Origin of the sequence: Kitasatospora papulosa, from assembly GCF_000717245.1 — a bacterium.
Lineage (GTDB): Bacteria > Actinomycetota > Actinomycetes > Streptomycetales > Streptomycetaceae > Streptomyces > Streptomyces papulosus.
This window is the reverse complement of sequence record NZ_JNYQ01000003.1, coordinates 596,414-616,794: the sequence shown is the minus strand read 5'-3', so window position 1 is coordinate 616,794 and position 20,381 is coordinate 596,414. Positions and strand designations below refer to the sequence as shown.

At 72.6% G+C, this 20,381-nt stretch carries 22 protein-coding genes and 1 pseudogene; 9 read left to right on the top strand and 14 right to left on the bottom strand.

The features are described from left to right. Positions 1-8 precede the first annotated feature (8 nt). From IA22_RS0111240 to IA22_RS0111230, 3 genes are all read left to right on the top strand, one after another. Positions 9-674, top strand: coding sequence for a bifunctional 4-hydroxy-2-oxoglutarate aldolase/2-dehydro-3-deoxy-phosphogluconate aldolase (locus IA22_RS0111240; protein WP_014157675.1), 666 nt, complete (start codon positions 9-11; stop codon positions 672-674). Then, positions 671-1,660, top strand: a complete 990-nt coding sequence (locus tag IA22_RS0111235; RefSeq protein ID WP_030123526.1) for a sugar kinase — start codon at positions 671-673, stop codon at positions 1,658-1,660. Before IA22_RS0111240 ends, IA22_RS0111235 begins: the two co-directional genes overlap by 4 nt. Positions 1,661-1,867: 207 nt before the next feature. Then, a complete protein-coding gene (locus IA22_RS0111230; RefSeq protein WP_030123525.1) occupies positions 1,868-2,599 on the top strand; it encodes a FadR/GntR family transcriptional regulator in 732 nt (243 codons plus the stop codon). Between the two features lie 156 nt (positions 2,600-2,755). Here IA22_RS0111230 and IA22_RS0111225 read toward each other — a convergent pair whose 3' ends face one another. Continuing rightward, positions 2,756-3,247 (bottom strand): ATP-binding protein, encoded by a 492-nt coding sequence (locus tag IA22_RS0111225; RefSeq protein ID WP_030123524.1) that lies wholly within the window; start codon positions 3,245-3,247, stop codon positions 2,756-2,758. A 325-nt stretch (positions 3,248-3,572) separates the two neighbouring features. On the opposite strand from IA22_RS0111225, the gene IA22_RS0111220 reads away from it, so the two are divergent. After that, entirely contained in the window at positions 3,573-4,091 is a 519-nt protein-coding gene (locus IA22_RS0111220) for a hypothetical protein (RefSeq protein ID WP_014157679.1), read from the top strand. Between the two features lie 90 nt (positions 4,092-4,181). On the opposite strand, the gene IA22_RS0111215 is transcribed toward IA22_RS0111220, so the two are convergent. Together IA22_RS0111215 and malX are read right to left on the bottom strand one after the other, a co-directional pair. After that, on the bottom strand, positions 4,182-5,366 hold the full coding sequence (locus IA22_RS0111215) for a MalY/PatB family protein (protein ID WP_015576133.1): 1,185 nt from the start codon (positions 5,364-5,366) through the stop codon (positions 4,182-4,184). Positions 5,367-5,368: 2 nt separating this feature from the next. Beyond that, positions 5,369-6,976 carry a maltose/glucose-specific PTS transporter subunit IIBC gene (gene malX, locus IA22_RS0111210; RefSeq protein ID WP_030123523.1) on the bottom strand — a complete coding sequence of 536 codons (1,608 nt, stop codon included), beginning with the start codon at positions 6,974-6,976 and terminating at the stop codon, positions 5,369-5,371. Between the two features lie 403 nt (positions 6,977-7,379). On the opposite strand from malX, the gene IA22_RS38235 reads away from it, so the two are divergent. Then, on the top strand, positions 7,380-7,457 hold the full coding sequence (locus IA22_RS38235; RefSeq protein ID WP_370443954.1) for a 50S ribosomal protein bL37: 78 nt from the start codon (positions 7,380-7,382) through the stop codon (positions 7,455-7,457). 158 nt (positions 7,458-7,615) lie between these two features. Here the strand turns inward: IA22_RS38235 and IA22_RS0111205 are convergent, their stop codons facing one another. From IA22_RS0111205 to rpmG, 5 genes are all read right to left on the bottom strand, one after another. Then, complete coding sequence (locus tag IA22_RS0111205) at positions 7,616-8,323, bottom strand: DUF2470 domain-containing protein (RefSeq protein WP_030123522.1); 708 nt, start codon at positions 8,321-8,323, stop codon at positions 7,616-7,618. Between the two features lie 231 nt (positions 8,324-8,554). Continuing rightward, complete coding sequence (gene rpsR / locus IA22_RS0111200; protein ID WP_030123521.1) at positions 8,555-8,788, bottom strand: 30S ribosomal protein S18; 234 nt, start codon at positions 8,786-8,788, stop codon at positions 8,555-8,557. A gap of 32 nt (positions 8,789-8,820) precedes the next feature. Beyond that, positions 8,821-9,975, bottom strand: a complete 1,155-nt coding sequence (locus IA22_RS0111195; protein WP_015576128.1) for a CobW family GTP-binding protein — start codon at positions 9,973-9,975, stop codon at positions 8,821-8,823. Further along, positions 9,975-10,229 (bottom strand): type B 50S ribosomal protein L31, encoded by a 255-nt coding sequence (locus IA22_RS0111190; RefSeq protein ID WP_030123520.1) that lies wholly within the window; start codon positions 10,227-10,229, stop codon positions 9,975-9,977. Before IA22_RS0111190 ends, IA22_RS0111195 begins: the two co-directional genes overlap by 1 nt. Before the next feature lie 43 nt (positions 10,230-10,272). After that, positions 10,273-10,437: a 50S ribosomal protein L33 gene (rpmG, locus tag IA22_RS0111185; protein WP_015576127.1), complete on the bottom strand. Its 165-nt coding sequence runs from the start codon at positions 10,435-10,437 to the stop codon at positions 10,273-10,275. 71 nt (positions 10,438-10,508) lie between these two features. Between rpmG and rpmB the strand changes: the two genes are divergently transcribed. Together rpmB and rpsN are read left to right on the top strand one after the other, a co-directional pair. Further along, positions 10,509-10,745, top strand: a complete 237-nt coding sequence (gene rpmB, locus IA22_RS0111180) for a 50S ribosomal protein L28 (protein WP_014157687.1) — start codon at positions 10,509-10,511, stop codon at positions 10,743-10,745. Next, complete coding sequence (gene rpsN, locus IA22_RS0111175) at positions 10,745-11,050, top strand: 30S ribosomal protein S14 (RefSeq protein WP_030123519.1); 306 nt, start codon at positions 10,745-10,747, stop codon at positions 11,048-11,050. The genes rpmB and rpsN overlap by 1 nt, the downstream gene beginning before the upstream one ends. A 164-nt stretch (positions 11,051-11,214) precedes the next feature. On the opposite strand, the gene IA22_RS0111170 is transcribed toward rpsN, so the two are convergent. Continuing rightward, complete coding sequence (locus tag IA22_RS0111170) at positions 11,215-12,147, bottom strand: hypothetical protein (protein ID WP_051694787.1); 933 nt, start codon at positions 12,145-12,147, stop codon at positions 11,215-11,217. On the opposite strand from IA22_RS0111170, the gene IA22_RS0111165 reads away from it, so the two are divergent. Beyond that, the gene (locus tag IA22_RS0111165) at positions 12,134-12,685 is read left to right on the top strand and encodes a TetR/AcrR family transcriptional regulator (RefSeq protein ID WP_030123517.1); all 552 of its coding nucleotides are present in this window, start codon (positions 12,134-12,136) and stop codon (positions 12,683-12,685) included. The two genes, IA22_RS0111170 and IA22_RS0111165, sit on opposite strands and share 14 nt — an antisense overlap. 67 nt (positions 12,686-12,752) lie before the next feature. Then, positions 12,753-12,971, top strand: a pseudogene (locus IA22_RS0111160) (hypothetical protein); the annotation flags it as partial. Between the two features lie 102 nt (positions 12,972-13,073). On the opposite strand, the gene IA22_RS0111155 reads toward IA22_RS0111160, so the two are convergent. The 5 genes from IA22_RS0111155 to IA22_RS0111135 all read right to left on the bottom strand — a co-directional run bounded on the left by IA22_RS0111155 (position 13,074) and on the right by IA22_RS0111135 (position 20,172). Then, complete coding sequence (locus IA22_RS0111155; protein WP_030123516.1) at positions 13,074-13,835, bottom strand: DeoR/GlpR family DNA-binding transcription regulator; 762 nt, start codon at positions 13,833-13,835, stop codon at positions 13,074-13,076. Between the two features lie 409 nt (positions 13,836-14,244). Then, positions 14,245-16,062, bottom strand: a complete 1,818-nt coding sequence (locus tag IA22_RS0111150; protein ID WP_030123515.1) for a SpoIIE family protein phosphatase — start codon at positions 16,060-16,062, stop codon at positions 14,245-14,247. Between the two features lie 417 nt (positions 16,063-16,479). Beyond that, the gene (locus IA22_RS0111145) at positions 16,480-17,625 is read right to left on the bottom strand and encodes an FAD-dependent oxidoreductase (protein WP_030123514.1); all 1,146 of its coding nucleotides are present in this window, start codon (positions 17,623-17,625) and stop codon (positions 16,480-16,482) included. A 64-nt stretch (positions 17,626-17,689) separates the two neighbouring features. After that, positions 17,690-18,382, bottom strand: a complete 693-nt coding sequence (locus IA22_RS0111140; RefSeq protein ID WP_030123513.1) for a TetR/AcrR family transcriptional regulator — start codon at positions 18,380-18,382, stop codon at positions 17,690-17,692. An 83-nt stretch (positions 18,383-18,465) separates the two neighbouring features. Further along, complete coding sequence (locus IA22_RS0111135) at positions 18,466-20,172, bottom strand: serine/threonine-protein kinase (RefSeq protein WP_030123512.1); 1,707 nt, start codon at positions 20,170-20,172, stop codon at positions 18,466-18,468. Positions 20,173-20,381: the final 209 nt, after the last annotated feature.

The following is a 20,381-nucleotide window of genomic DNA, read 5'->3' as shown; positions in this document are numbered from 1 at the left end:
TGAATCACATGCACCCTCTGTCCCCTCCGGACAGCGACACCTTCGCCGACGTGCTCCGGCGCACCCGTCTGGCCGCCATCGTGCGTGGCCAGGACCCCGATGCCGCGCTGCGCACCGTCCTGACCCTCGCCGAGGAGGGCGTGGCCCTCGTGGAGGTCTCCCTCAACACCACCGACGCCCTCGGGGTCATACGGCGCGCCGCCGCCGAGGTGGGCCCCGGAACCCTCATCGGCGCCGGCACCGTACTGACCGAGGAGGACGTCGCACGCGCCCACGAAGCCGGGGCCGGCTGGATGGTCACCCCCGCGCTCACCGAGTCCGTGACCGCCTCGGTCCGGGCGGGGCTGCCCGTGCTGGCCGGCGCGCTCACCCCGACGGAGGCCGTCGCCGCCCGCCGCGCCGGCGCCGACGCCGTCAAGCTGTTCCCCGCCTCGCTCGGCGGGCCCGCCTACCTCAAGGCCCTGCGCGACCCCTTCCCCGACATGCCGATCGTCCCCGTGGGCGGAGTCGACCTCGCCGGGGCCGAGCGGTACCTCGCCCACGGGGCCGTCGCGGTGGGTGTCGGATCGCCGCTCGTCGGAGACGCCGCGCACGGCGGGGACCTCGCCGCCCTCCGCCAACGCGCCCGCGGCTTCGTCGCCCTGTGCTCGGCAGGCACCCGGGAGGACGTGTGAGCACCGCCCCCGGGCGGACGCCCGTCCCCGTCGACGTGCTGACGTTCGGCGAGACCATGCTCGCCGCCCAGCTGCCCGGCTCCCTGGCGGTCGGCGCACAGGCCCGCACCACCGTCGCCGGCGCCGAGTCGAACGTCGCCATCGGCCTCGCCCGGCTGGGGCACCGCGCCGCCTGGGCCGGTCTCGTCGGGGACGACGAACCCGGCCGCCTCGTCCTGCGCACCCTCCGCGCGGAAGGCGTCGACATCACCCGGGCCGCCGTCCGGGCCACCGCCCCCACCGGAGCGATGCTCCGTGAACAGCGCGTCGCGGACCTCGTACGGGTGCACTACTGGCGCGACGGGTCGGCGGCCTCGCTGCTCACCCCCGCCGACATCGAGCCCGCCCTGGGCGACGGTGCCCGGGTGCTCCACCTGACCGGCATCACCGGTGCGCTCGGCCCCGGCCCGCTGGAGGCGGTGGGCGCGGCAGCCGCCCACGCCCACGCGCACGGATGGACCGTCGCGCTCGACGTCAACCACCGGCAGCGGCTCTGGACGGCCGACGAGGCGGGCAGCGCGCTTCGGCCGCTGCTGCCGTACGTCACCGTCCTGATCGCTTCGGGCGACGAACTCCCGGTGGTCGGCGACGCGTTCACCGAGTCCGCCGACGCCGAGGAACGCGCCGTGGACGCGCTCCTGGAGGCCGGGGTGCGCGAGGTGGTCGTCAAACGAGGGGGAGAGGGCGCCGCGTTCCGCGACCGCCGGGGCGCCCGGCACGCCGTAGCCGCCCTGCGCGTCCCCGTACGCGACACGGTGGGAGCGGGGGACGCCTTCTGCGCCGGATATCTGTCCGGCCTGCTCGACGGGCTCCCGCCCGCGGAACGGCTCGCCCGCGCGAACACGCTCGGCGCGTTCGCCGTCGCCTCGGACGGCGACTGGGAGGGACTGCCGCGCCGTGACGAACTCGGTCTGCTGGCAGCCGCGCCCGGCACCGCGATCCGCTGAGCCGGGAGCCGGCCCGGGCAACCGGAACGACCGTGCGGACACCGGTCGTCCCCTGTCCTGGTGCTTGAATGGTGTGGCTTCGCACCGCGCTCCCCGGCGCCCGGGGAGCCGGACACCCGGGTCCGCTTCCCGGCAGGGCGTGGTGGGTCCCCATGACGCCGCCGTGTGCAACGCCCGCACGGCTTCACCAGGACGAGGAGGCGGGCCATGGCGGCCTACGCCGGCAGGGGCATCCACGGTCAGGTCGTGGAGGCGCTGGGCTACCGGATCGTCTCGGGGCGGATCGCGCAGGGTGACACCATCGACGTGCGGTCCGTCGCCGAGGAGATGGACATCAGCCTCACCGTGATGCGGGAGTCCCTGAAGGTCCTCGCCGGCAAAGGGCTCATCGACTCCCGCCAGAAGCGCGGCACCTTCGTCCAGTCCGAGCGCGAGTGGAACTTCCTCGACGCCGACGTGATCCGCTGGCGGGTGGCGGGCGGCCACGGTGCGAAGCTGCTCGGTGACCTCGCCGAGGTGCGCGCCATCATCGAGCCGGCCGTGGCCAGGCACGCCGCCGCGCGCAGGAGCGAGCGGGACCTCGTCGCCCTGGAGGAGGCCCTGGAGGCCATGGGCCGTACCGAGGGGGACGCCGGAGCGGCGGCCGGGGCGGACACGGCCTTCCACCGCGCGCTCTTCAGGGCGACGGGGAACGATCTGCTGGCCCGGTTCGACCTCCTGCTGGAGCCCGGGCTCCGCGAGCGGGACCTTCTCGTGCACACACACCGGCAGGACGACGATCCCGTGCCCAGCCACCGGGCGGTCCTGGACGCCGTCCGGGACGCCGACCCGGACCGGGCGCACGCCGCCATGACGGAGCTCCTCGACAAGGCCGGCGCCGACGCGGAGACCGTGACGGGCCGGGCGGCCACCGGCATGAGGACCGTGACCGGAGGCTGAGCACCCCCGTGGCAGCAGCGTGTCGGCGGTTGTTCCTCTCGGAAGACCGGTCGGGGGGATTTCGGGCGACTTCACACGTTCCACGGTTCCCCGCCCGGGCGCCCGGTTCTGAGGTGCCACCCGCCGAACGGACGGGAGGAGAGGAGCCCCCGGACGTCACCAGGGCGTAGGGCCGGCCGGTCCGGCGTCCCGTCCTTCGAGCAGCGAGATCTGCACGCGGACGCGCTTGCCCACGGGCTCGCGGCGGACCTGGAAGCTCTGGCACACCGCGAGGACGATCTCCAGGCCGTGCTGGCCCGCACGGCTGGGGTCGGCCCCCAGCGCGGAGGGGAGCACGGCGCCCGAGTCCCACATCGTGATGCCCAGCAGACCGCCGTCCACCTCGAGATCCAGCAGGCACGGTCCCGGCGCGTACTTGCAGACGTTCGTGGCCAGCTCGCTCACCACCAGCTGCGCGATGTCCATGGACCGCGCCGGTACGTCCACACCGTGCCGCGCACGCGCGTCGGACAGGAATCCCCTGACGAAGTCACGGGCACAGGAGATCTGCTCCGAGTCCATGTCGTACGCGGCGCTGTCCGCCACGACAGCCGTGCCGGAACCCGGCCTGTCCTGTTCGGTCCCGTGCGTTGTCGTCAGCAGTCCCATGACACATCCCCCGTCACATCAGCCGCACCACGCAGCTCGTCCATCGGCCCGTCTACCCGCCTTCACCCCTTTCAGACCGGCCGACGACGGACGGAAATTCAGCGCCTCGCTCCGGTGTCCAGGCGCACCGCCGTCCGGCCGGCCGTGCCCCGGGCGACAGGCCCCGCCGACCGCGGCGACGCGGTCCGCGCGCAGGGGTTCCGGAATTTCGGGGGGCCGCAAGGCATGCTGGTGGCCGTGTCCTCGGTGCTCGCTGCGTGGGCCTGCCGCGGTGCCGGACGGAACGCGGGACGTCCGCCGTCCCGTGACGAGCGAGGGAGACCGGATGGCCGACGACCGGGTGACGGGGCCGCCGCCCGAGCGGGCCGAGGGCGCGCTGGTGGACCGGCTCAAGGAGCGCATCTACGCGACCATCACGATGATCGCCGTCGTGGTCGGCCTGTCCCTGGGCGAGGTGGGAACCACGGGCGCCCTGGCCACGGTCCTGACGACCGCTCTGGGGCTGTGGCTCGCCGCGTTCGTCGCCGATCAGCAGGCGCACCGCACGGTCCACCGCCACTTCGCCACCGGCCACGACCTCCGCCGCATGCTCTACGTCAGCAGCCCACTGCTCTCCTGCGCGGCGGGCCCGGCTGTGATGATCACCCTGGCCGCCCTGGACGTCCTCTCCCTGTCCGCCGCGCTGACGACGGCGGCCGGTGTGGGCATCGCCTCGCTCTTCGCGTGGGGCTGCGCGGGAGGGCTGCGCATGGGAGGTGGCGTGCTCCTGGCGGTGCTCGCCGGTCTGGCCGACGCGGTGATCGGCGTCGCCGTCGCGTTGGTGAAGGCGGCCGCCGGACACTGACGGGGAACCGGCGATCGGACCGGGCCGGGAGCCGGCTGCCGGGCACGGCCGGCCGAGGCGGGCACCTGCCCCGGCCGGGGCCGCCGTCTTTCAGCGGAGTCGGGACAGCGCACGCACCAGCGCGTCGACCCCCCGCTCCGCCTTGGACCGTGGGCACCCGACATTGAGCCGGACCCGACCGGGCGAGCCGTAGGCAGATCCCGGCATGACGGCCACCTTCTCCACCTCGACGAGCTCGCGCTGCAACGCGTCGTCCTCGACGCCGAGCGGCCGCAGATCGATCCAGGCGAGGTACCCCGCCTGGGGAGGTTCCCAGCCGAGCTGCGGGAACGCCCGCTCCAGGCGGTCGGCGACGGCCTGGAGGTTGCCGGCGAGGTACGCGCGCAAGGCGTCCAGCCAGGGCGCCCCCTCCCGGTACGCGGCGATGTGCCCGACCAGGGACAGCACGGCGGGGGAGGAGAGCCCGTCCGCCTCCTTGAGCTGCCTCAGATAGGCGTCGCGTGATGCCGGATCGCCGATGATTCCGTAACTACCGGTCAGTGCGGGGATGTTGAACGACTTGGACGCCGACGTGATGACTGCCCACCGGCCTCCGTCCCCGTGCAGGGCCCAGGGGCGATGGACGTGCGGGGCGTGCGCCAGATCCGCGTGGATCTCGTCGCTGATGACGGCGACGTCGTACCGTGCGCACAGCCGCGCCATCCGGTCCAGCTCGTCCGCGGACCAGACCCTGCCCGTCGGATTGTGGGGAGAACACAGCAGCAGTACCGCCGTGTCGGGAAGCGCCAGCAGCCGCTCCAGCTCCGCCCAGTCGTCGAGCGGGCACGACCGGAGCCGGCGTCCGTGGGCCGCCACGGTCGTGGGGAACGCGTCGTACATGGGGGTGTGGGCCACCACACCGTCGCCGGGCTCCGACCACAGCCGGAGCAGCTGCGACAGCTGGTAGACGACGGAGGGCGCGTAGACGACCGACCCGGGGTCTACGGCCGTCGCGTGCCGTGTCGCGTACCAGTGGACGATCGCCGAGAGGAAGTCGTCCTGGCGCCACCGCGAGTAGCCCAGCACGCCGTGGTCCAGGCGGCCCCGGAGCGCGGCCATGACCTCCGGGGCGGTCTCGAAGTCCATGTCGGAGATGGTGAACGGCAGCAGGTCCGGTACTCCGAAGCGGTCCTCGACGTAGTCCCACTGCGTGCACCAGGTGCCGCGACGGTCCACGGGGACACCGAAGCCGTAGGGGTCGGCCGGAGCGGTACCGGCGGGAAGGGGGGAGGACATGGTCAGCCCACCGGGATCATGGTGGCGATGGCGTCCTTCACCGACTGGACCTGAGGTCCGATGACGACCTGCACGGTGTGGCCGTCGAGCTTGATCACGCCCACCGCTCCCAGCTTCTTCAGCCGTGCCCCGTCCACCAGTTCCGCGTCCTCGACGGTCATGCGCAGACGCGTGATGCAGTTGTCCAGGGACCTGATGTTGGCGGCGCCCCCGATCGCGTCGAGGATGGCCACGGCGTCGTACTTCCCGGCGACCAGCTCGCGGGCAGGTGCCTTCTCCGCGTCCGGGGCGGGGCCCTCCTCGTCCCCGGTGTCCTGCTCGGGCTCCTGGTCACGGCCGGGAGTTCTGAGGTCGAATCGCCTGATCGCCCAGCGGAAAAGGAAGTAGTACACGGCGAACCACACGGCGGCGATCACCGGCACCAGGTACCACTTGGTCGACGAACCCTGGAGAACGCCGAAGACCAGCCAGTCGATCACGTTGCCGTCGGTGTTCCCGATGAAGACGCCGAGCACGGCCGCCGTGAGGAAGCCGAGCCCCACCAGCACCGCGTGGACGGCGTACAGCCACGGCGCGACGAACAGGAACAGGAACTCCAGCGGTTCCGTGATGCCGCCGACCACGCAGGCCACCACACCCGAGACGAGCAGAGCCTTGATCTCCGGGCGCATCCTCCTGTTCGCGCAGTGGTACATCGCGAGCGCCGCCCCGGGGAGGCCGCCCAGGTAGGCCGCCATCTTGCCCTGGGAGAGGAAGTGCGTCGCGTCGGTCACGGCGGCGTTCGGCGCGCCCGCGCAGTCGAGGTGCGCGTAGAACATGTTCAGGGCGCCGGAGACGTCGTCCCCGCAGACGGCACCCGAACCACCGACGTCGGTGAAGCGGAACATGGCCACGAGGATGTGGTGCAGCCCGATCGGCCGCAGCAGCACCTCCCCCATGCCGAAGAAGAACGGCCCGAAGACCCCGGTGTGCCCGATGCCCCGGCCCACGGCCGTGATCCAGCCGTTGAAGGCCGGCCACACCAGCGGAATGAGCAGACCGAGCACGCTGAGGACGAGGGCGGAGATGATCGGGACGAAGCGCAGCCCCCCGAAGAAGGCCAGGGCGTCAGGCATGCGCTGCGTACGAAAGCGCTGGTGGAGAAGGCTGACAACGATGCCAACGGCCACGGCTCCGAGGAGTCCCGTATCGATGGACTGGACACCGAGCACGTCGGCTATGCCGTAGTGCTCGATCGCTTTCTCGTCCTCGAGGTCGACACCCCGGGCGGTGAGGTAGAAGTTCACCGCGAGGTTCATGGCGGCGAAGCCGACGAAACCCGAGAACGCGGCCACCCCCTTGTCCTCCCGGGCGAGGCCGAGCGGAATCGCCATCGCGAAGAGGACGGGCAGGAACGTGAAGGCGACCAGTCCCGTGTTGGCCATCCAGGTGAATACGAGGTGGAAGCCCTCGGCCTTCAGGAAGGGCAGGCCGTCGGTGACGGCCTCGCTGGAGAGCGAGGAGCCGATGCCCAGCATGATGCCGCAGAACGCGAGCAGGGCCACCGGGAGCATGAACGTCTTGCCGAGTCCCTGGAGGAATTCCCAGAGCGCGGCTTTGGTCTTCTGCATGTGTTCCGAACTTTCGAGCATGGGGGGACGGACCCGGGCGCTCGCCGTGGCGACGCGTGGACCCACGGGTGATCGAAGTGGCGGGGGCAGGACGAGGAGGTGGGTCGCCCTCCCGCGGCGCACCTGGGGATTGCCCGATGAGCGGCGCCGGACAGGGCTGCTCCGCCGCAGGGATCACATCACAGCAGGTCGGCGGCTGTCCATGGGTACCGGAGCGCGAACCGGACCCGGTGCGGAGGCGCTGACGCACGCGGTGAAGGGGCCGTCGCCTGCCGTGACGTACGCCACCCGGCTGTATGCATGCCGGGTGTTTGCCGCCGCGCCGGTGGGTAAGGGGCCCAGTGATCGCCGGACTCGACAATCCGGTGCATAGTCTGCAGAAACTGCCGAATCAGGAGGTTCGATGTCCTCGAAGCGACGTCGTAAGAAGAAGGCCCGCCGCAAGAACGGCGCGAACCACGGCAGCCGTCCTCAGAGCTGAGAACGTGCCGGTGTGTCCCGGGGGGTGGCGTGAGCCGCCCCCCGGACGCGTTCGGAGGCCGGTGACAAGGGGCTGGATCGTGGAGCGAGACGGCGCCGCTCCGGAACCGGGACTACGAACACTGCGCATCCCTCGCATCCCGCCCGATGCCGCCCTGGTCAGGCCAGCAGCTGATTGCGGTGGGACGCGCGGCGGGCGGCCGCGAGCAGGGCGTGGATCTGCGGTCCCGCCTGGTCGAGACGGGCCACGCGCTTCGCGAACGGCAGCCGCACATCGCGGTGCGTGCCGGGGTACTCCAGCCGCAGGGTCACGCCGTAACGGTCCATCGCCAGCGGGAGGACGCGCGTCACGCCCTTGTCCGGCTGAGGTTGCGCCAGGCGCAGCAGCAGGGGGACGAGTTCGCCGTGTGCGTCCACGAGATGGGTCAGCATCGCCGCCTCGCTGGTGGCGATCGGGTCGGGCGCCGTCTCCTGGAGCGTCTCCAGCGTGACGAAAGCGCGACCCCTGTGGTCCTCGAAGACCGCCTGGCCGAACTCCATGCACGTGCTCTCCGTGGCTTCCGTGCTGTACGGGGCCGACAGCAGGCCCGTGACCGTGACGCGGGCGCGCGTGCGCTCGCGCACGGGGGTCGGCGCGATGTCCGTGAACTCCAGCCGGACGGGGATGCGTTCGGCCGACGGGGCGGCGCCGGGCTCGGACGGTTCGTGCAGATGGATGTGGCCGATCGCGGCCGTCCCGTCGAGCCGGTGTACCTCGACGGGTTTGAGCCCGTCGCTCACCACCGTCATCGAGTGGGCCGCGGTCAGGATCGCCAGCACGCGTTCGGCGGGGGTGGGCTGGGTGACGCGGGAGTGGGAAAGGCGCATCCAATTTCTCCAGAGGAGCGGGCGGGGAGACCTCATTACCGTTACTTAGGTATGCCTAACCTAACCCATTGGGAGGATTCGGGGTAGTGCGGCACCCCGCCCGACGGATGTTCGAGGTGTCCCTCCGTCAGTTCCCGCAGTCGCCCGGCCGTGCCCTTCGCTCGGGCCGGGGAGTGCCGTCGGTCCGCGGACCCCCGGACGGGACGGCGGCGCGACCCCGTCCGGGGCCGGTCACGTGCGGGCGGAGTACGGCAGCAGCGCCATCTCCCGGGCGTTCTTGACGGCGGTGGCGACCTGGCGCTGCTGCCGCGCGGTGATCCGTGTGACCCTGCGGCTGCGGATCTTCCCGCGGTCCGAGACGAACTTCCGCAGCAGATCGGTGTCCTTGTAGTCGAGGTAGATGATTCCGGCGGTGTCCAGAGGGTTGGGGCGGGCCTTGAGCGGGCTCTCCTGGCGGCGTGGCATCGGTGCTCTCCTCGGAGGAGGTGGGTCGGTGGTCAGTGGATCGGGTCGAGCAGGGGGCCGAAGGCGGTCGGCAGCCTCTTCCACGCCTCGCTTCCGGCCCGGTACTCGGCGTCGGTGAGCAGGCAGGAATCGAGCAGTGCGGTGAGGCCTCGCCGGTCGAGGGCGGGGGAGACGAACACCAGGTGCTGGCAGCGGTCCCCGACCTCGGGGTGCCAGTCGAGTGCGGCGGCGGCGCGGCGGAACGGCGGGACCATGTCCCAGGCGGCGTCCGGCAGTGACGCGAGCCAGGGGCCGGTGCTCTCGACGCAGAGTGCCCCGCCCGCGGCATCCCAGGACAACAGGGTGTCAGGCCGGTCGGCGAGCCAGAAGCGGCCGCGGCTGCGGGCGGCGGCGCAGCTCAGGTCCTCCAGCGCGTCGAAGAGGCGCCCGGGGTGGAAGGGGCGGTGAGCCCGCCATACCAGGGTGCTGACACCGGCCTCCTCCGCCTCCTGGGGAAGGAGGGCGCAGGAGGGGTGCTGGGCGGCGCCGGCCGCCTCCACGTCGAAGCCGGCCAGGGCGAGTTCGGCGAGGGCCTCCGTACCGGCCGGGACCCGGGGCGCGGTCGGGTGCAACTGCCGTACGAGCGCCCGGTCCTGGTCGTCGGCGTCCGGGCTGTCGACGAGGGCGACGACGGAGGCGTACTCCAGCTGGCGGGCCCAGGTGTCGCCGACCGTGCGCTGATCGGTCGGCGCCGCCGCCAGCCCCGCCTCCGCCAGGTCGTCGCCGTTGCTCAGGCAGGGCAGGACGAGTGCGGGGTCGACGGCGGCGATCACGCCGGTCACCTCCGCCCACCCGTGGCCGTGAGCGGCGATGACCTCGGCCATCGACCTCGGCTCGACGGAGTCCCAGAGTTCGACGACGGCGAGCCCGGTGAGGCCTCCGGCCGCGAGCCGCTCGAGTTCGGGGAGCAGATCCTCCCTCAGGGCGCAGCACGCGCAGTCGTTCACGAGGGGTGTCTCGCCCCGCGCCAGTTCGCCGGAGGCGTCGCGGACCGTCCGCAGGACGATGCCGCCGCCCGCGGTGCTCAGGTCGTGGTGCAGCGCGACGCTTCGGGGCACCTGGCGGAGCAGCCCTTCGACCACCTCGCGGCGGGCGTCGGAGTGAAGCCCGCCGACGAGGACCACGGGCAGCGTGCGGGTGTGCTCCATCACCGTTCCTCGCGACGGCCGTAGCGGCGTTCGAACCGTTCCACGCGTCCTGCCGTGTCCAGGACGCGTGCGGTGCCGGTGTAGAAGGGGTGGCTCGCGGATGAGATCTCGACGTCCACCACCGGGTAGGTGCGGGCGTCCTCCCACTCGACGGTGCGCTCACCGCGGAGCGTGGAGCGCGTGAGGAAGGCATGGCCGGCGGCCTTGTCGCGGAACACGACGGGTCCGTACGCGGGGTGGATTCCTGGCTTCATGGTGCGTTCCTCCTGGATCGGGGCGGTGTGGACGGAGCGGGGGTCAGCGCTCCTCGCGGAAGTCGACGTGGCGACGTACGAGCGGATCGAACTTGCGCAGTACCAGGCGGTCGGGATCGTTCCGCCGGTTCTTGCGGGTGACGTAGGTGTAGCCCGTTCCCGCGGTGGAGCGGAGCTTGATGATCGGGCGTACTTCGTTGCGGGCCATGCCGCTACTATATGGCAATGGTTTCCATTTTCAATACGGGGGCCAGATGTCGACGAGAGGCAGGTACTTCCATGTCCGCCCATTGCCAACTGACCGGCTCCCGGCCGGGATTCGGCAACAAGATCTCCCACTCCCACCGGCGCACCCCGCGCCGGTTCGACCCGAACGTGCAGCGCAAGCGCTACTGGCTGCCCGGTGAGGGCAGGTATGTGCGGCTGACACTCAGCGCCAGGGCCGTCAGGACGATCGACGCCATCGGCATCGAGGCGGCGGTGGCGCGTATCAGGGCGCGAGGGGTGAAGGTCTGATGGCGAAGAAGAGCAAGATCGCGCAGAACGAGAAGCGCAGGGTGACGGTCGCGCGGTACGCGGCGCGGCGCGCGGAGCTGAAGGAGATCATGCGCAACCCGCGCACGAGTGAGCGGGAACGGCGGTCGGCCGCCGAGGAGTTGCGGCGCCAGCCGCGCGACGCCAGTGCCACGCGCGTCCGCAACAGGGATGCCGTGGACGGGCGGCCCCGAGGGCATCTGCGGAAGTTCGGGCTCTCCCGGGTCCGGATGCGCGAGCAGGCGCACGCCGGTCTTCTGCCGGGCGTGACCAAGTCGTCCTGGTGACCGCCCGGTTCCGGGCGGAGGGGCGCGCGGCCTCCGGCTGACGCACCCTCGGTGCGCGGATGTCAGGTGTGCGGTGGCGGCGGGATCCCGGGGCTCGGGTGCTCCCGGGGTCCCGTGCCGCTCGCTGCCCCGTCCCCCGGTGGGGACGGGGTAGCGGTGTCCCGTTATTTGAGGGCGGCGTACCGGCCGGCAAGCGCGTGGAATGCCTCCTTCGGTTCCCACGGCAGGTCCGGGTAGGCGCGCGCTGGCGAGGGGATGCCGTGCTTCTCGTCCAGGAGCTTGACGATGCTGTAGGAGGCCATGTCCAGATCCGGGCCGCCCTGTGTGCGATGGGGGCTGCGGCCGGCGATGAAGCTGAACCAGAAGACGGAGTCGACACCCTCCTGGTCGAAGACGGGCATGAGGTCGTCGATGTAGCGGACCTGCTCGCCCTCGTCGCGCACGAGGCCGGACTTGAGTGTGACGCCGTCCGGCTCCATGGCCACGTACCACCCTGCGCCGCCGTAGTCGCCAGCCCCGCGGAACGTGCAGCAGCCGACCTCCAGGATCGCCACGGGCTTGCCGTGGGCGAACTCCCTGCGCAGGTCCTCGCGGTAGGTGGCGGCGTTGCGCAGACCGCGGAAGGCGTCGAGGCCCACGATGTCGAACGGGCTCCAGTCCACGCCGTCCAGGGGGTTGGAGGCGTAGGTCACGAGGCCTCCGAAGACGGGTCGTACCGCATCGACGACCTCGCCGAGAAAGGCGTTCACCCGGTCGGGGACGCCTTGGAGGGCCGCCTCCCGGCCGGGGCCGGCGAGGACAGGGACGCGTTCCGCGAACGTGTCGCCCGGCAGGTATCCCCGGGCGAAGAGACTCAGCTCGCAGCCCGTGACGAGGACGACGTCCGCGCCGTCCTGGCGGAGTCGTTCGGCCCGCTCGGCGCAGTCCACGAAGAAGGGCAGCATCTGCCGGTTCGTCATCTCGCAGGGGAACGGTGAGTACCAGACCCGCAGTCCGGCTGCCGCCGCGCACCGCGCGGCCACGTCGATCCGGTCGGGATCGTCGCCGACGACACGGATCGCGTTGCAGTGCAGGTCCTCGGCGATGATCCGTATCACCCGGGGCTATGAAGAGCTGACCTATGAGGCGGTGGCCTCCCGCGCCGGCACCAGTCGCGCCGTGCTCTACCGCCGCTGGCCGACGAAGCGGGAACTCGCCCTGGCCGCTCTGCGGCGGAAGGCGCCCCCCGTGCCGGACGATCCGCCCGACACCGGGGAACTGCGCGGCGACGTGCTCGCCCTGCTGGGTTTCGTCGTCCGGCAGATGGCCGGCCTCGCGCCCGTTCGGCAGGTGCTCGCCGCCGAGCACGGACGGGACACGGACCTGTCGGCGTACCTGGCCTCCCGCAGCCGGGGCCCGGGTGGTGACTGGATGCGTACGGTCCTGGAGCGGGCCGCCGGTCGCGGCGAGATCGACCCGTCCGTCCGCCTCCCCGACCGGCTGGTCGGGCTCCCGGTCGTCCTGGTCCTGCACGACCTCCTCATGGTCCACCGCACGCCTTCCGAAGCGGATCTGGAGGAAGTGGTGGACCTGCTCTTCCTCCCTCTCGTCATGCGCGGCGCCGGAGGTGCGGCGGTCGGGCAAGGCCCGGCGTGACGGCCGTGTGACGAGGCCGGGTGTTCCACCGGGCGGACGGCGGACCGCGCCGGTGCGGCGCGGTCCGAAATCGGGAGGCGGCTCCGTGCCGGGGGCGCAGATATCGAACGTCCGCATCGCCGACTCCGTCAACGGGGCCGGGATCCCGGCCCACGGAGGAGCCCGGGGCGGCGCGACGCCGACCGACGTCACCATCACCGGTTCGGGCGACGGTGACGTCGTGGTCGAACCCGGATCGCAGTTCGTCGTCCACGGCGGCGCCGGCCGGGCGTCCGCCCGGAGGTAGGGAGGACCGGGCTCCTGGCCCGCACGCCCCGACGGCGTACGGGCCAGGAGTCGCGGTGAGTCCGTGAGGTCCGGCAGGGCGGACCCGCCGGCTCGTTCCACCTCATAGGAGATCGACGAGTCCCCGGTACGGATCGAGCCTCTCGTCCAGTGGGTCCAGGTCCGTCACCAGGATGTCGATCTCGTCCAGGGACAGGCACTTGGCCACGGCGCTGCGGCCCAGCTTCGAGGAGTCGACGGCCAGGACGGTCCGCCGGGAGACGGCCGTCAGCGCGCGTTTCACCGCTGCCTCGTCCGCGGTGAACTCGGTCGACCCGATGGAGTCGTCCAGACACGTCGCGGACAGGAAGCACGTGTGCAGGGCGAACTGCCGGAGCGTCACCTCCGCCAGCGGTCCCACCAGGCTTCCGGTGTGCAGGTCCGCAGTCCCGCCCGTGGCGTAGGCCCTGCAGCCAGGCGTTCCCGACAGCTCGTGGAAGGTCTCGAAGCCGGTCGTGACCGCCGTCAGGTCGTTCGCCGGGCGCTCCTTCAGCAGCCGGGCGAGGCTGTGCACGGTCGTCGAACCGTCGAAGCCGACGCCGCCCCTGTCCGGGAGGAGAGGCCGCAGTTTGGCGGCGATCACGTCCTTGGCCGCGGTGGACCGCCCGCGACGGTGGCCGAACGTCCAGGCGTCCACCGGAACGGCTCCGCCACGGACCCGGCGGATCTCGTTGCGCTGCTCCAGCACCCGCAGGTCACGCCGGATGGTCATCGTGCTGACGCCGCAGGCGCGCGCCAGGTCGTCGACGCGGCGCACCCCCTCCCGGAGCGCGGTGACGATCGACGCCCTCCGGTGGTCTCCCTCGGCAGGGTTCTCCTCTGACATCGTCCGTTTTTACCACAGTGAACATCGTGCTCCGCAGGCACTTTCACGCCCGTCCGGGCACGGTTTTCAGCGCCCTCGGGCCATGCGTCGCGCCCGGGCACCGTTCCGGACACGCCGCCCTTGATACGTTTCAGTCCTCTGCCGGATGTCCCATCGATGTTCGATATCGCACTGACGAAACATCATGGGGTGCGGCGGCCGGGCAGAGTGCCCCGGTCAGTGCTGCGGCGGGCAGGACTGCGGCGGCGAGCGCTTGCGGTGCATGGGACTTCCCCCTGAGTCGTGCCCCCGTCCCGCGGGGCGGTCGTTCGCTCACCGACGACCCTTCCAGGGACGGGTGCGGAATCAGTGCGGCCCGGCCCCGCATCACCGGTGTGCCCGGCCCTTGCCGAACGGACCGTCGTGTGCGTCAGGAAGGTTCGGAGGTGTCCCTGACGGGGGTGTCCTCGACACGGGAGCCCGGTGCCCCGCGGCCGGGTGCGGCCGGGTTGTGCGCGTGCTGCGGCGGTGCCTCGTCGTCACCGACGCCGGTCTGCGGGACGCGCAGCGCCAGAAGTGCGACGTCGTCACCGCTGGGGTCGATGCGGTCCAGGAGTTCGTCGAGGAAGTCCTCGATGTCGCGGTCGGCCAGGGCCGAGGCATGCCTGCGCAGGGAGTCCAGCCCCGCCTCGATGTCACGCGTGCGGCTCTCGACGAGTCCGTCGGTGTAGAGGAGCAGGGTCGACCGGGGCGGGAGGTCCGCCCGGGCGTCGGGCCATCCGAGTCCCAGGTGCAGGGCCGAGCTCAGACCGAGGAGCGGTCCGTGACCCGCCTCGAGAAAGCTTGTCCGTCCGTCGGCCGTGACCAGGAGGGGTGGAGGGTGACCGGCGTTGACCCATCGGAGCTGCCGGGGGCCGCCCTCCGGTCCCTCGATGCGGGCGAAGACGCAGGTGGCCATCGGGGCGTCGCTGGTATGGGTCATGGCCTCGTCCAGGCGGCGGATGATCAGACTGGGCGGTTCCGTCCGGTCCCAGGCCAGGGCGCGCAGCATGTTGCGGACCTCGGCCATGTGGGCCGCGGCCTTGAGGTCGTGGCCGACGACGTCACCGATGACCATCGTCAGCACACCGTCGCTGAGGAGGAAGGAGTCGTACCAGTCCCCGCCGATCTCGGCGGCGCTCTCGGCGGGCCGGTAGCGGGCCGCCATGGTGAGGTGGTCCACCTGGGGCAGCGGGGTGAGGAGCTGGCGCTGCATGGTCTCGGCCACGTGGCGCTGCTGCTCGAACAGCTCGGCGGCCTCCATGACGAGGCCCGCGCGGCGTGCGAGGTCGGAGAGTACGAAGACCTCGGCCTCCGTGTAGGAGGCCGCCGGGTCGACACGGGCCACGGTCAGGGCGCCGAAGACCTTCCGCCGGGTGTGCAGGGGCACCACGACGGCGCAGCTGCCGCCGAGCCGCTCGAACAGATCGCGGTGGGCGCGGGCCAGTGGACTGTCCGGCTGCTCCGCGAGGGCCTCCGCGTCCAGCACGACGGGCTCGGCGCTCCGCAGCGCCTGGATCGCCGCGGAGCGGGTGGACTCGGGCAGGGGCGGCAACAGCCCCGTGAGCGCGTCGGCCGCGCGCTGGTCGCCGGAGGTACGGACCACGACGCGTCGCATCTCGCCCGTCTGCTCCGACGTACGCAGATCGACCGCCGCCCAGTCACCCATGTCGGGGACGAGCAGCCCGGCCAGCCTGTGCAGCATCTGCGGTGTGTCCGATGCGGAGATGAGGACGGTCGAGACCTCCGCCACCATCGTCAGCCGGGCGGTGAGCCCCTCCAGGGCGGCGAGGTAGGCCGCGGTCTGCTCGGCGGCGTCCCGGTGCAGGCTGAAATCGTGGAAGACGACCACGGCGCCCTCGGAACGTCCTTCGTGCCGCAGCGGAGTCGCCGCCCAGATGACGGGTACCAGGCTGCCGTCCCCGCGCAGGAAGAGTTCGTCGGTCCCCTCGGCCGGGACGTCGCTGTCCAGTACGGCCATCAGTCCGCACTCGCTCCGCGGGACGGTGCCGCCGTCCCGTCGGCGGTGTATCAGATCGTGCAGGTCGTGGCCGAGCATCTGGTCACGCGGCCGCCCGAGCAACTGTGCGGCGCGCGGGTTGCACGCGGTGAGCCGGCCGGTGGTGTCGGTGACGAGCACCCCCGCACCCAGGCTGTCGAACACCGTGCGCATGAAGCCGATCTCCAGCAGGCCGTCCTCGGACCTCATCGGTCGGCCCTCGCCGTTCCCCGGTGCCGGCCGTCTCCGGCCGGACGCCCCGGCGCCGTGTCCCGGGAGGCGGCAGCGGGCGGCTCGAAGCGGACGGGCGGTACCCGTACCGCCGCGGGGACGGCGGTCCGGCAGGTCGTGCGCCCGCCGTGTCCGCCTCGTGATCGGAGCCTGGCCCCCCTTCGCACGGCGAAGGTGGCCGGACGGCTCCCGCGGCACCACAGCATCTGTTCATCATTCATCCGGCACGCCCGTTCCGCCGCTCGGGAGGGACCGGCCGCCGTGAGGTCGGCCGTGATGCCGGGCCGGGACACGGACACGAGGTCCGCGTGCGCGTGGGGCGAGACGCCGGGTGCCGGCCCGGGGCCGGCACCCGGCACGTGCGCCCGGCAGTGCCCTCCGGCAGGGTGGGCCCGCCTACGCCGCGAAGGAGGAGAACATGTCGACGAGTGTCTGCGGTGCCCGGTCGTGGAACAGGGTCTCCTGTCCCCGGGCGGTCTCCAGAGCGGTCCGCTCGCTCCGTGGGAACAGGGCCGCCTCGTACGCGGCCAGGGCGGCCTCGGTGTCTCCCGGATGGGCGGCGAGGGCCTGCCCCAGCTCGGCGCCGTCGATCATGGCGAGGTTGGCTCCCTCCCCGGCGAACGGGGACATCAGGTGCGCGGCGTCGCCGAGCAGGGTGACACCCGGGACGCGCCGCCAGCGATGGCTCACCGGCAGCGCGTGGATGAGCCGGGGGGTCAGCGGACCGTCGGCCTCGGTGATCAGCCTGCGCAGGGCCGGCGCCCAGGAGGCGAACCGCTCCAGCAGCGCGGCCCTGGAGCCCTCCGCATCGGTGAAGTCGACGGTGGACAGCCAGTCCTCCTCGGTGCGCAGCGCCGTGTAGACGTGCAGGCTCCCGTCCGTCTCGCGGTGGGCCAGGAAACCTTTGTGGTCGCCGAGGGCGAAGAACATGCCGCCACCGATCAGCTCGGCGCATTCGGGGTGACGGGCGTCGGCGTCGAGAAGGTCCAGCTCGACGAAGGAGATACCGGTGTAGGCGGGCCGTGCCTCCGAGAGGAGCGGCCGGATCCTCGACCAGGCGCCGTCCGCCCCGACGAGCAGTCCGGTGGTGAAGGTGCTGCCGTCCGCGAGCGTCACGCGATGGCGTCCGCCGCCGAGCGGTTCGGCACCCGTGACCTTGGAGCCCCAGCGGACGGTGCCCTCGGGCAGGGAGTCGAGCAGGAGGTCGCGCAGGTCGCCCCGGTCGATCTCGGGACGCCCGCTGTCGCCGTCGTCCTTCTGCTCCAGGAGTACGCGGGCCTGCTTGTCGAGTACACGGAGGGCCTCGCCACCGGGGTGGACCCGGGCCCGGAACCCGTCGTACAGCCCCGCGGCGCGCAGGGCCGCCTGCCCGGTCTCCTCGTGGATGTCGAGCATCCCGCCCTGGGTGCGTGCGTCGCGGCCGGCCTCCAGGTCGAGGACCGCTGCCTCGATTCCGTGGCGGTGGAGGACGCGGGCGAGGACCAGGCCTCCGAGGCCTGCGCCGACGACGGTCACGGGGTGGTGCTGCTTGGGGGTGGTCATGGTGCTGCCTTCGCTCTCTGCCGTTCCGGTGGTGTACGGGGTGCGGTCCCCTGTGCGCGCCGCCTCAGCCGGTGCTCCGGGGGGTGCCGGCCGTCCCGTTGACGACCGCACGGAAGATCCAGGCCAGACGCTGCTGCGGGGTGCCGGAGCTCAGGTCGGCGCCGAGCGCCGCGATGCGCGGGTAGGTCCGGGAGGGCGCCTGCCCCAGCGCCTCGACGAGCGCGTCGTGGTCCTTCTCCGCGTCGGGATCGCCCGAGCGCGCGGACTGCTCGGCGGCCGTGGCGGTGGCCACCTGAAGGAGGACGTCCACCCCCCAGGCCGCCTGCCCGTCGGGCACGCCGCCCTGGTGCAGGAGGGCCAGGATCGTCTCGACCAGGGCCAGGTAGTGCGGTCCGGAGGGCCGGGCGACGAGCGCGGAGTGCGCGAGGCCGGGATGGTCGAACAGGACGCGGGTGTACGACAGGAGCACCTGCGCCAGCCGGTCCCGCCAGTCGCCGTCGCCGGCCGCGGACGCGAGATCGACCTCCCCGAGCAGATCCTCGAGGATCGCGGCGTGCAGTTCGGCCGTTCCGGCGACGTACACGTACAGCGACGCGGGCCCGGTGTCGAGTTCCTGGGCCAGCCGGCGCATGGTGACGCGCTGCAGGCCCTCTGCGGCCATGAGCCGCACCGCGGCGGCGACGATGGCGTCGTGGGTGAGGGCCGGCTTCGCGGGGCGGTCGCGGCGGCTGCGGGGTGAGGGGGTTCGCGGGGTCACCCCTCGACCTTAACGAACATGTTCGTAACGAACAAGTTCGTCGGATGTCGAGCTCCGGAGCCGGCACCCTAGGACCGCCCCTCTCAGGCGTGGAAGCCGTTGCAGACGACGGGTGTGATCTCCTCGGGTCCGTCCCCCACGTGGTACAGCACCACGGTCCAGTCGCCCGGGTCGTCACCCACGGGCACGGCGTCGACGGTCCGGCCGTCGAGGTGGGCGCGGAAGTCGTCGGGGTACCGGAAGGTGAGGGTTCCGCCGGAGGACCACCGGGAGAAGATGTCGACGGGCCTGCCGGTGAAGCCGACGCCTCCGCCCGCGGACCTGGCGGGACGGCCCGTGGCGGGATCGATCCCGTGCGGCGGACGGACACCCACGGCCACGAGGTAGGGCGCGGGGCGCTTCCCCTTCCCCGAGTTCCCCGGGCGCAGTTCCACCCGTGCGGTGTCCGAGCCCGTGGTGTGCGAGACGGACGACTGCAGATCCACCGGAAGCGAGCCCGTGGCCAGATCGGAGAGGCCGCAGGAGCCGATGCCCTGGGCCGCCTGCGCGGGATCCTCGGCCAGGGTCCACCGCTCCCGCGCCTTCTCGTCGCTCACGATGTGGTCCGGCGGCCCCGCGGCAGGCGCGGTGGTGACGGGCCGGCCGGAGATCTCCCCGGCCTCCGTCGGCCTCGCCCCGGCCCCACCGTCCGGCGGCCGGTCCGAGAGCAGCCAAGCCGTCGCCGAGGAGGCCAGCACGGCCACGGCCACCGCGAGTCCGAGAGCCCCCCGGCGGCCCCGATGTGCCTTGCGTGCCGGGCGGTCGGGTTCGTCGTACGGGGTGGTACCGGACGGGCCCGCGGCCACGGCCGTCCCGTCGCCCGGGGTGCGTCCGCCCGGGCGCGTGGGGACGACCGCGTCGGCGGGCGACGGGGCGGTCTCCTCGTCGTCCTCCGCGGCTGTGACGCCGGGCCGGGACAGCGCACGGTAGAAGGAGTCCGTCGCGAGCGCGGAATCCACCGCGCACCGCGCGATCACGGCCGCGAGGGCCGGCCGGTCCGCCGGATCCTTGGCGGCGCACTCCCGGATCAGCGTGGCGAGCGAGGGGCGGACGCCGTCCAGGTCGATGTCCTCGTGCACGGCCCGGTAACTCACCGTCGCCGCGTCCCCGGAACCGAAGGGAGGTCTGCCCGTCACCGTGTACGCGAGCGTGGCTCCCAGTGCGAACACGTCGGCGGCGGGGCCCACCTCGTTGCGCAGGACCACCTCGGGGGCGGCGAACCCGGGAGTGCCCGGCGCCGTCCCGTCCCGTGTGAGCACCGTCCGCCCGACCCCCCGCGCGATGCCGAAGTCGATCAGCTGCGGCCCCTGCGGCGACAGGATCACGTTCTGCGGCTTCAGGTCCCGGTGGGTCACCCCGTGCGCGTGGACGGCCGCCAGGCCCTCGGCCAGCGCGGCGAGCAGCTTCAGGGCGCTGTCCGGCGGGAACGGGCCGCCCTCCCGGACCGCCTCGCGCAGGGTGGGACCCGCCACGTACTCGGTCGCCAGCCAGTAGGGCGGGGCGTCGAGCGACGCCTCGATCAGCTGGGCGGTCCAGGCGCTGCGCACGGCCTCCACGGTGGCGGCCTCCCGCCTGAACCGGGCCAGGGCCTCCGGGTGGTCGCTGATCTCGTCCCGGATCTCCTTCACCGCCACCAGCCGCCCACCGGGGGAGCGGGCGAGGAAGACCTGCCCCATCCCTCCGGCGCCGAGGCGGGCGAGCAGGTGATAGGTGCCTATGCGCGAGGGGTCCTGAGGCCGCAGCTCATCCACCTGCACGACTGTGCCACATCCGCCGCCCGGTGGGCCGGGCATCCCGGAATGTGAGGGGCTCCTGCCTCCCCGCCCACGACGGCTCGTCCGCACGGCCCACGACGGAGCGGCCTGCCCCGCCCGCGCCGGGGTAGGCGACCCGTCGGCAGGGCACACGCGTCGGCGTCCCCCGCGCACGACGGCCCCCGCCCCGCGGGCGTCGGCACCCA

What these genes read in the sequence shown, in the direction of transcription:
- IA22_RS0111240 (WP_014157675.1), top strand. Translation starts at nt 9, where the DNA reads ATGCACCCTCTGTCCCCTCCGGACAGCGACACCTTCGCCGACGTGCTC.
- IA22_RS0111230 (WP_030123525.1), top strand. Translation starts at nt 1,868, where the DNA reads ATGGCGGCCTACGCCGGCAGGGGCATCCACGGTCAGGTCGTGGAGGCG.
- IA22_RS0111225 (WP_030123524.1), bottom strand. Translation starts at nt 3,247, where the DNA reads ATGGGACTGCTGACGACAACGCACGGGACCGAACAGGACAGGCCGGGT.
- IA22_RS0111220 (WP_014157679.1), top strand. Translation starts at nt 3,573, where the DNA reads ATGGCCGACGACCGGGTGACGGGGCCGCCGCCCGAGCGGGCCGAGGGC.
- IA22_RS0111215 (WP_015576133.1), bottom strand. Translation starts at nt 5,366, where the DNA reads ATGTCCTCCCCCCTTCCCGCCGGTACCGCTCCGGCCGACCCCTACGGC.
- malX (WP_030123523.1), bottom strand. Translation starts at nt 6,976, where the DNA reads ATGCAGAAGACCAAAGCCGCGCTCTGGGAATTCCTCCAGGGACTCGGC.
- IA22_RS38235 (WP_370443954.1), top strand. Translation starts at nt 7,380, where the DNA reads ATGTCCTCGAAGCGACGTCGTAAGAAGAAGGCCCGCCGCAAGAACGGC.
- IA22_RS0111205 (WP_030123522.1), bottom strand. Translation starts at nt 8,323, where the DNA reads ATGCGCCTTTCCCACTCCCGCGTCACCCAGCCCACCCCCGCCGAACGC.
- rpsR (WP_030123521.1), bottom strand. Translation starts at nt 8,788, where the DNA reads ATGCCACGCCGCCAGGAGAGCCCGCTCAAGGCCCGCCCCAACCCTCTG.
- IA22_RS0111195 (WP_015576128.1), bottom strand. Translation starts at nt 9,975, where the DNA reads ATGGAGCACACCCGCACGCTGCCCGTGGTCCTCGTCGGCGGGCTTCAC.
- IA22_RS0111190 (WP_030123520.1), bottom strand. Translation starts at nt 10,229, where the DNA reads ATGAAGCCAGGAATCCACCCCGCGTACGGACCCGTCGTGTTCCGCGAC.
- rpmG (WP_015576127.1), bottom strand. Translation starts at nt 10,437, where the DNA reads ATGGCCCGCAACGAAGTACGCCCGATCATCAAGCTCCGCTCCACCGCG.
- rpmB (WP_014157687.1), top strand. Translation starts at nt 10,509, where the DNA reads ATGTCCGCCCATTGCCAACTGACCGGCTCCCGGCCGGGATTCGGCAAC.
- rpsN (WP_030123519.1), top strand. Translation starts at nt 10,745, where the DNA reads ATGGCGAAGAAGAGCAAGATCGCGCAGAACGAGAAGCGCAGGGTGACG.
- IA22_RS0111165 (WP_030123517.1), top strand. Translation starts at nt 12,134, where the DNA reads ATGATCCGTATCACCCGGGGCTATGAAGAGCTGACCTATGAGGCGGTG.
- IA22_RS0111155 (WP_030123516.1), bottom strand. Translation starts at nt 13,835, where the DNA reads ATGTCAGAGGAGAACCCTGCCGAGGGAGACCACCGGAGGGCGTCGATC.
- IA22_RS0111150 (WP_030123515.1), bottom strand. Translation starts at nt 16,062, where the DNA reads ATGAGGTCCGAGGACGGCCTGCTGGAGATCGGCTTCATGCGCACGGTG.
- IA22_RS0111145 (WP_030123514.1), bottom strand. Translation starts at nt 17,625, where the DNA reads ATGACCACCCCCAAGCAGCACCACCCCGTGACCGTCGTCGGCGCAGGC.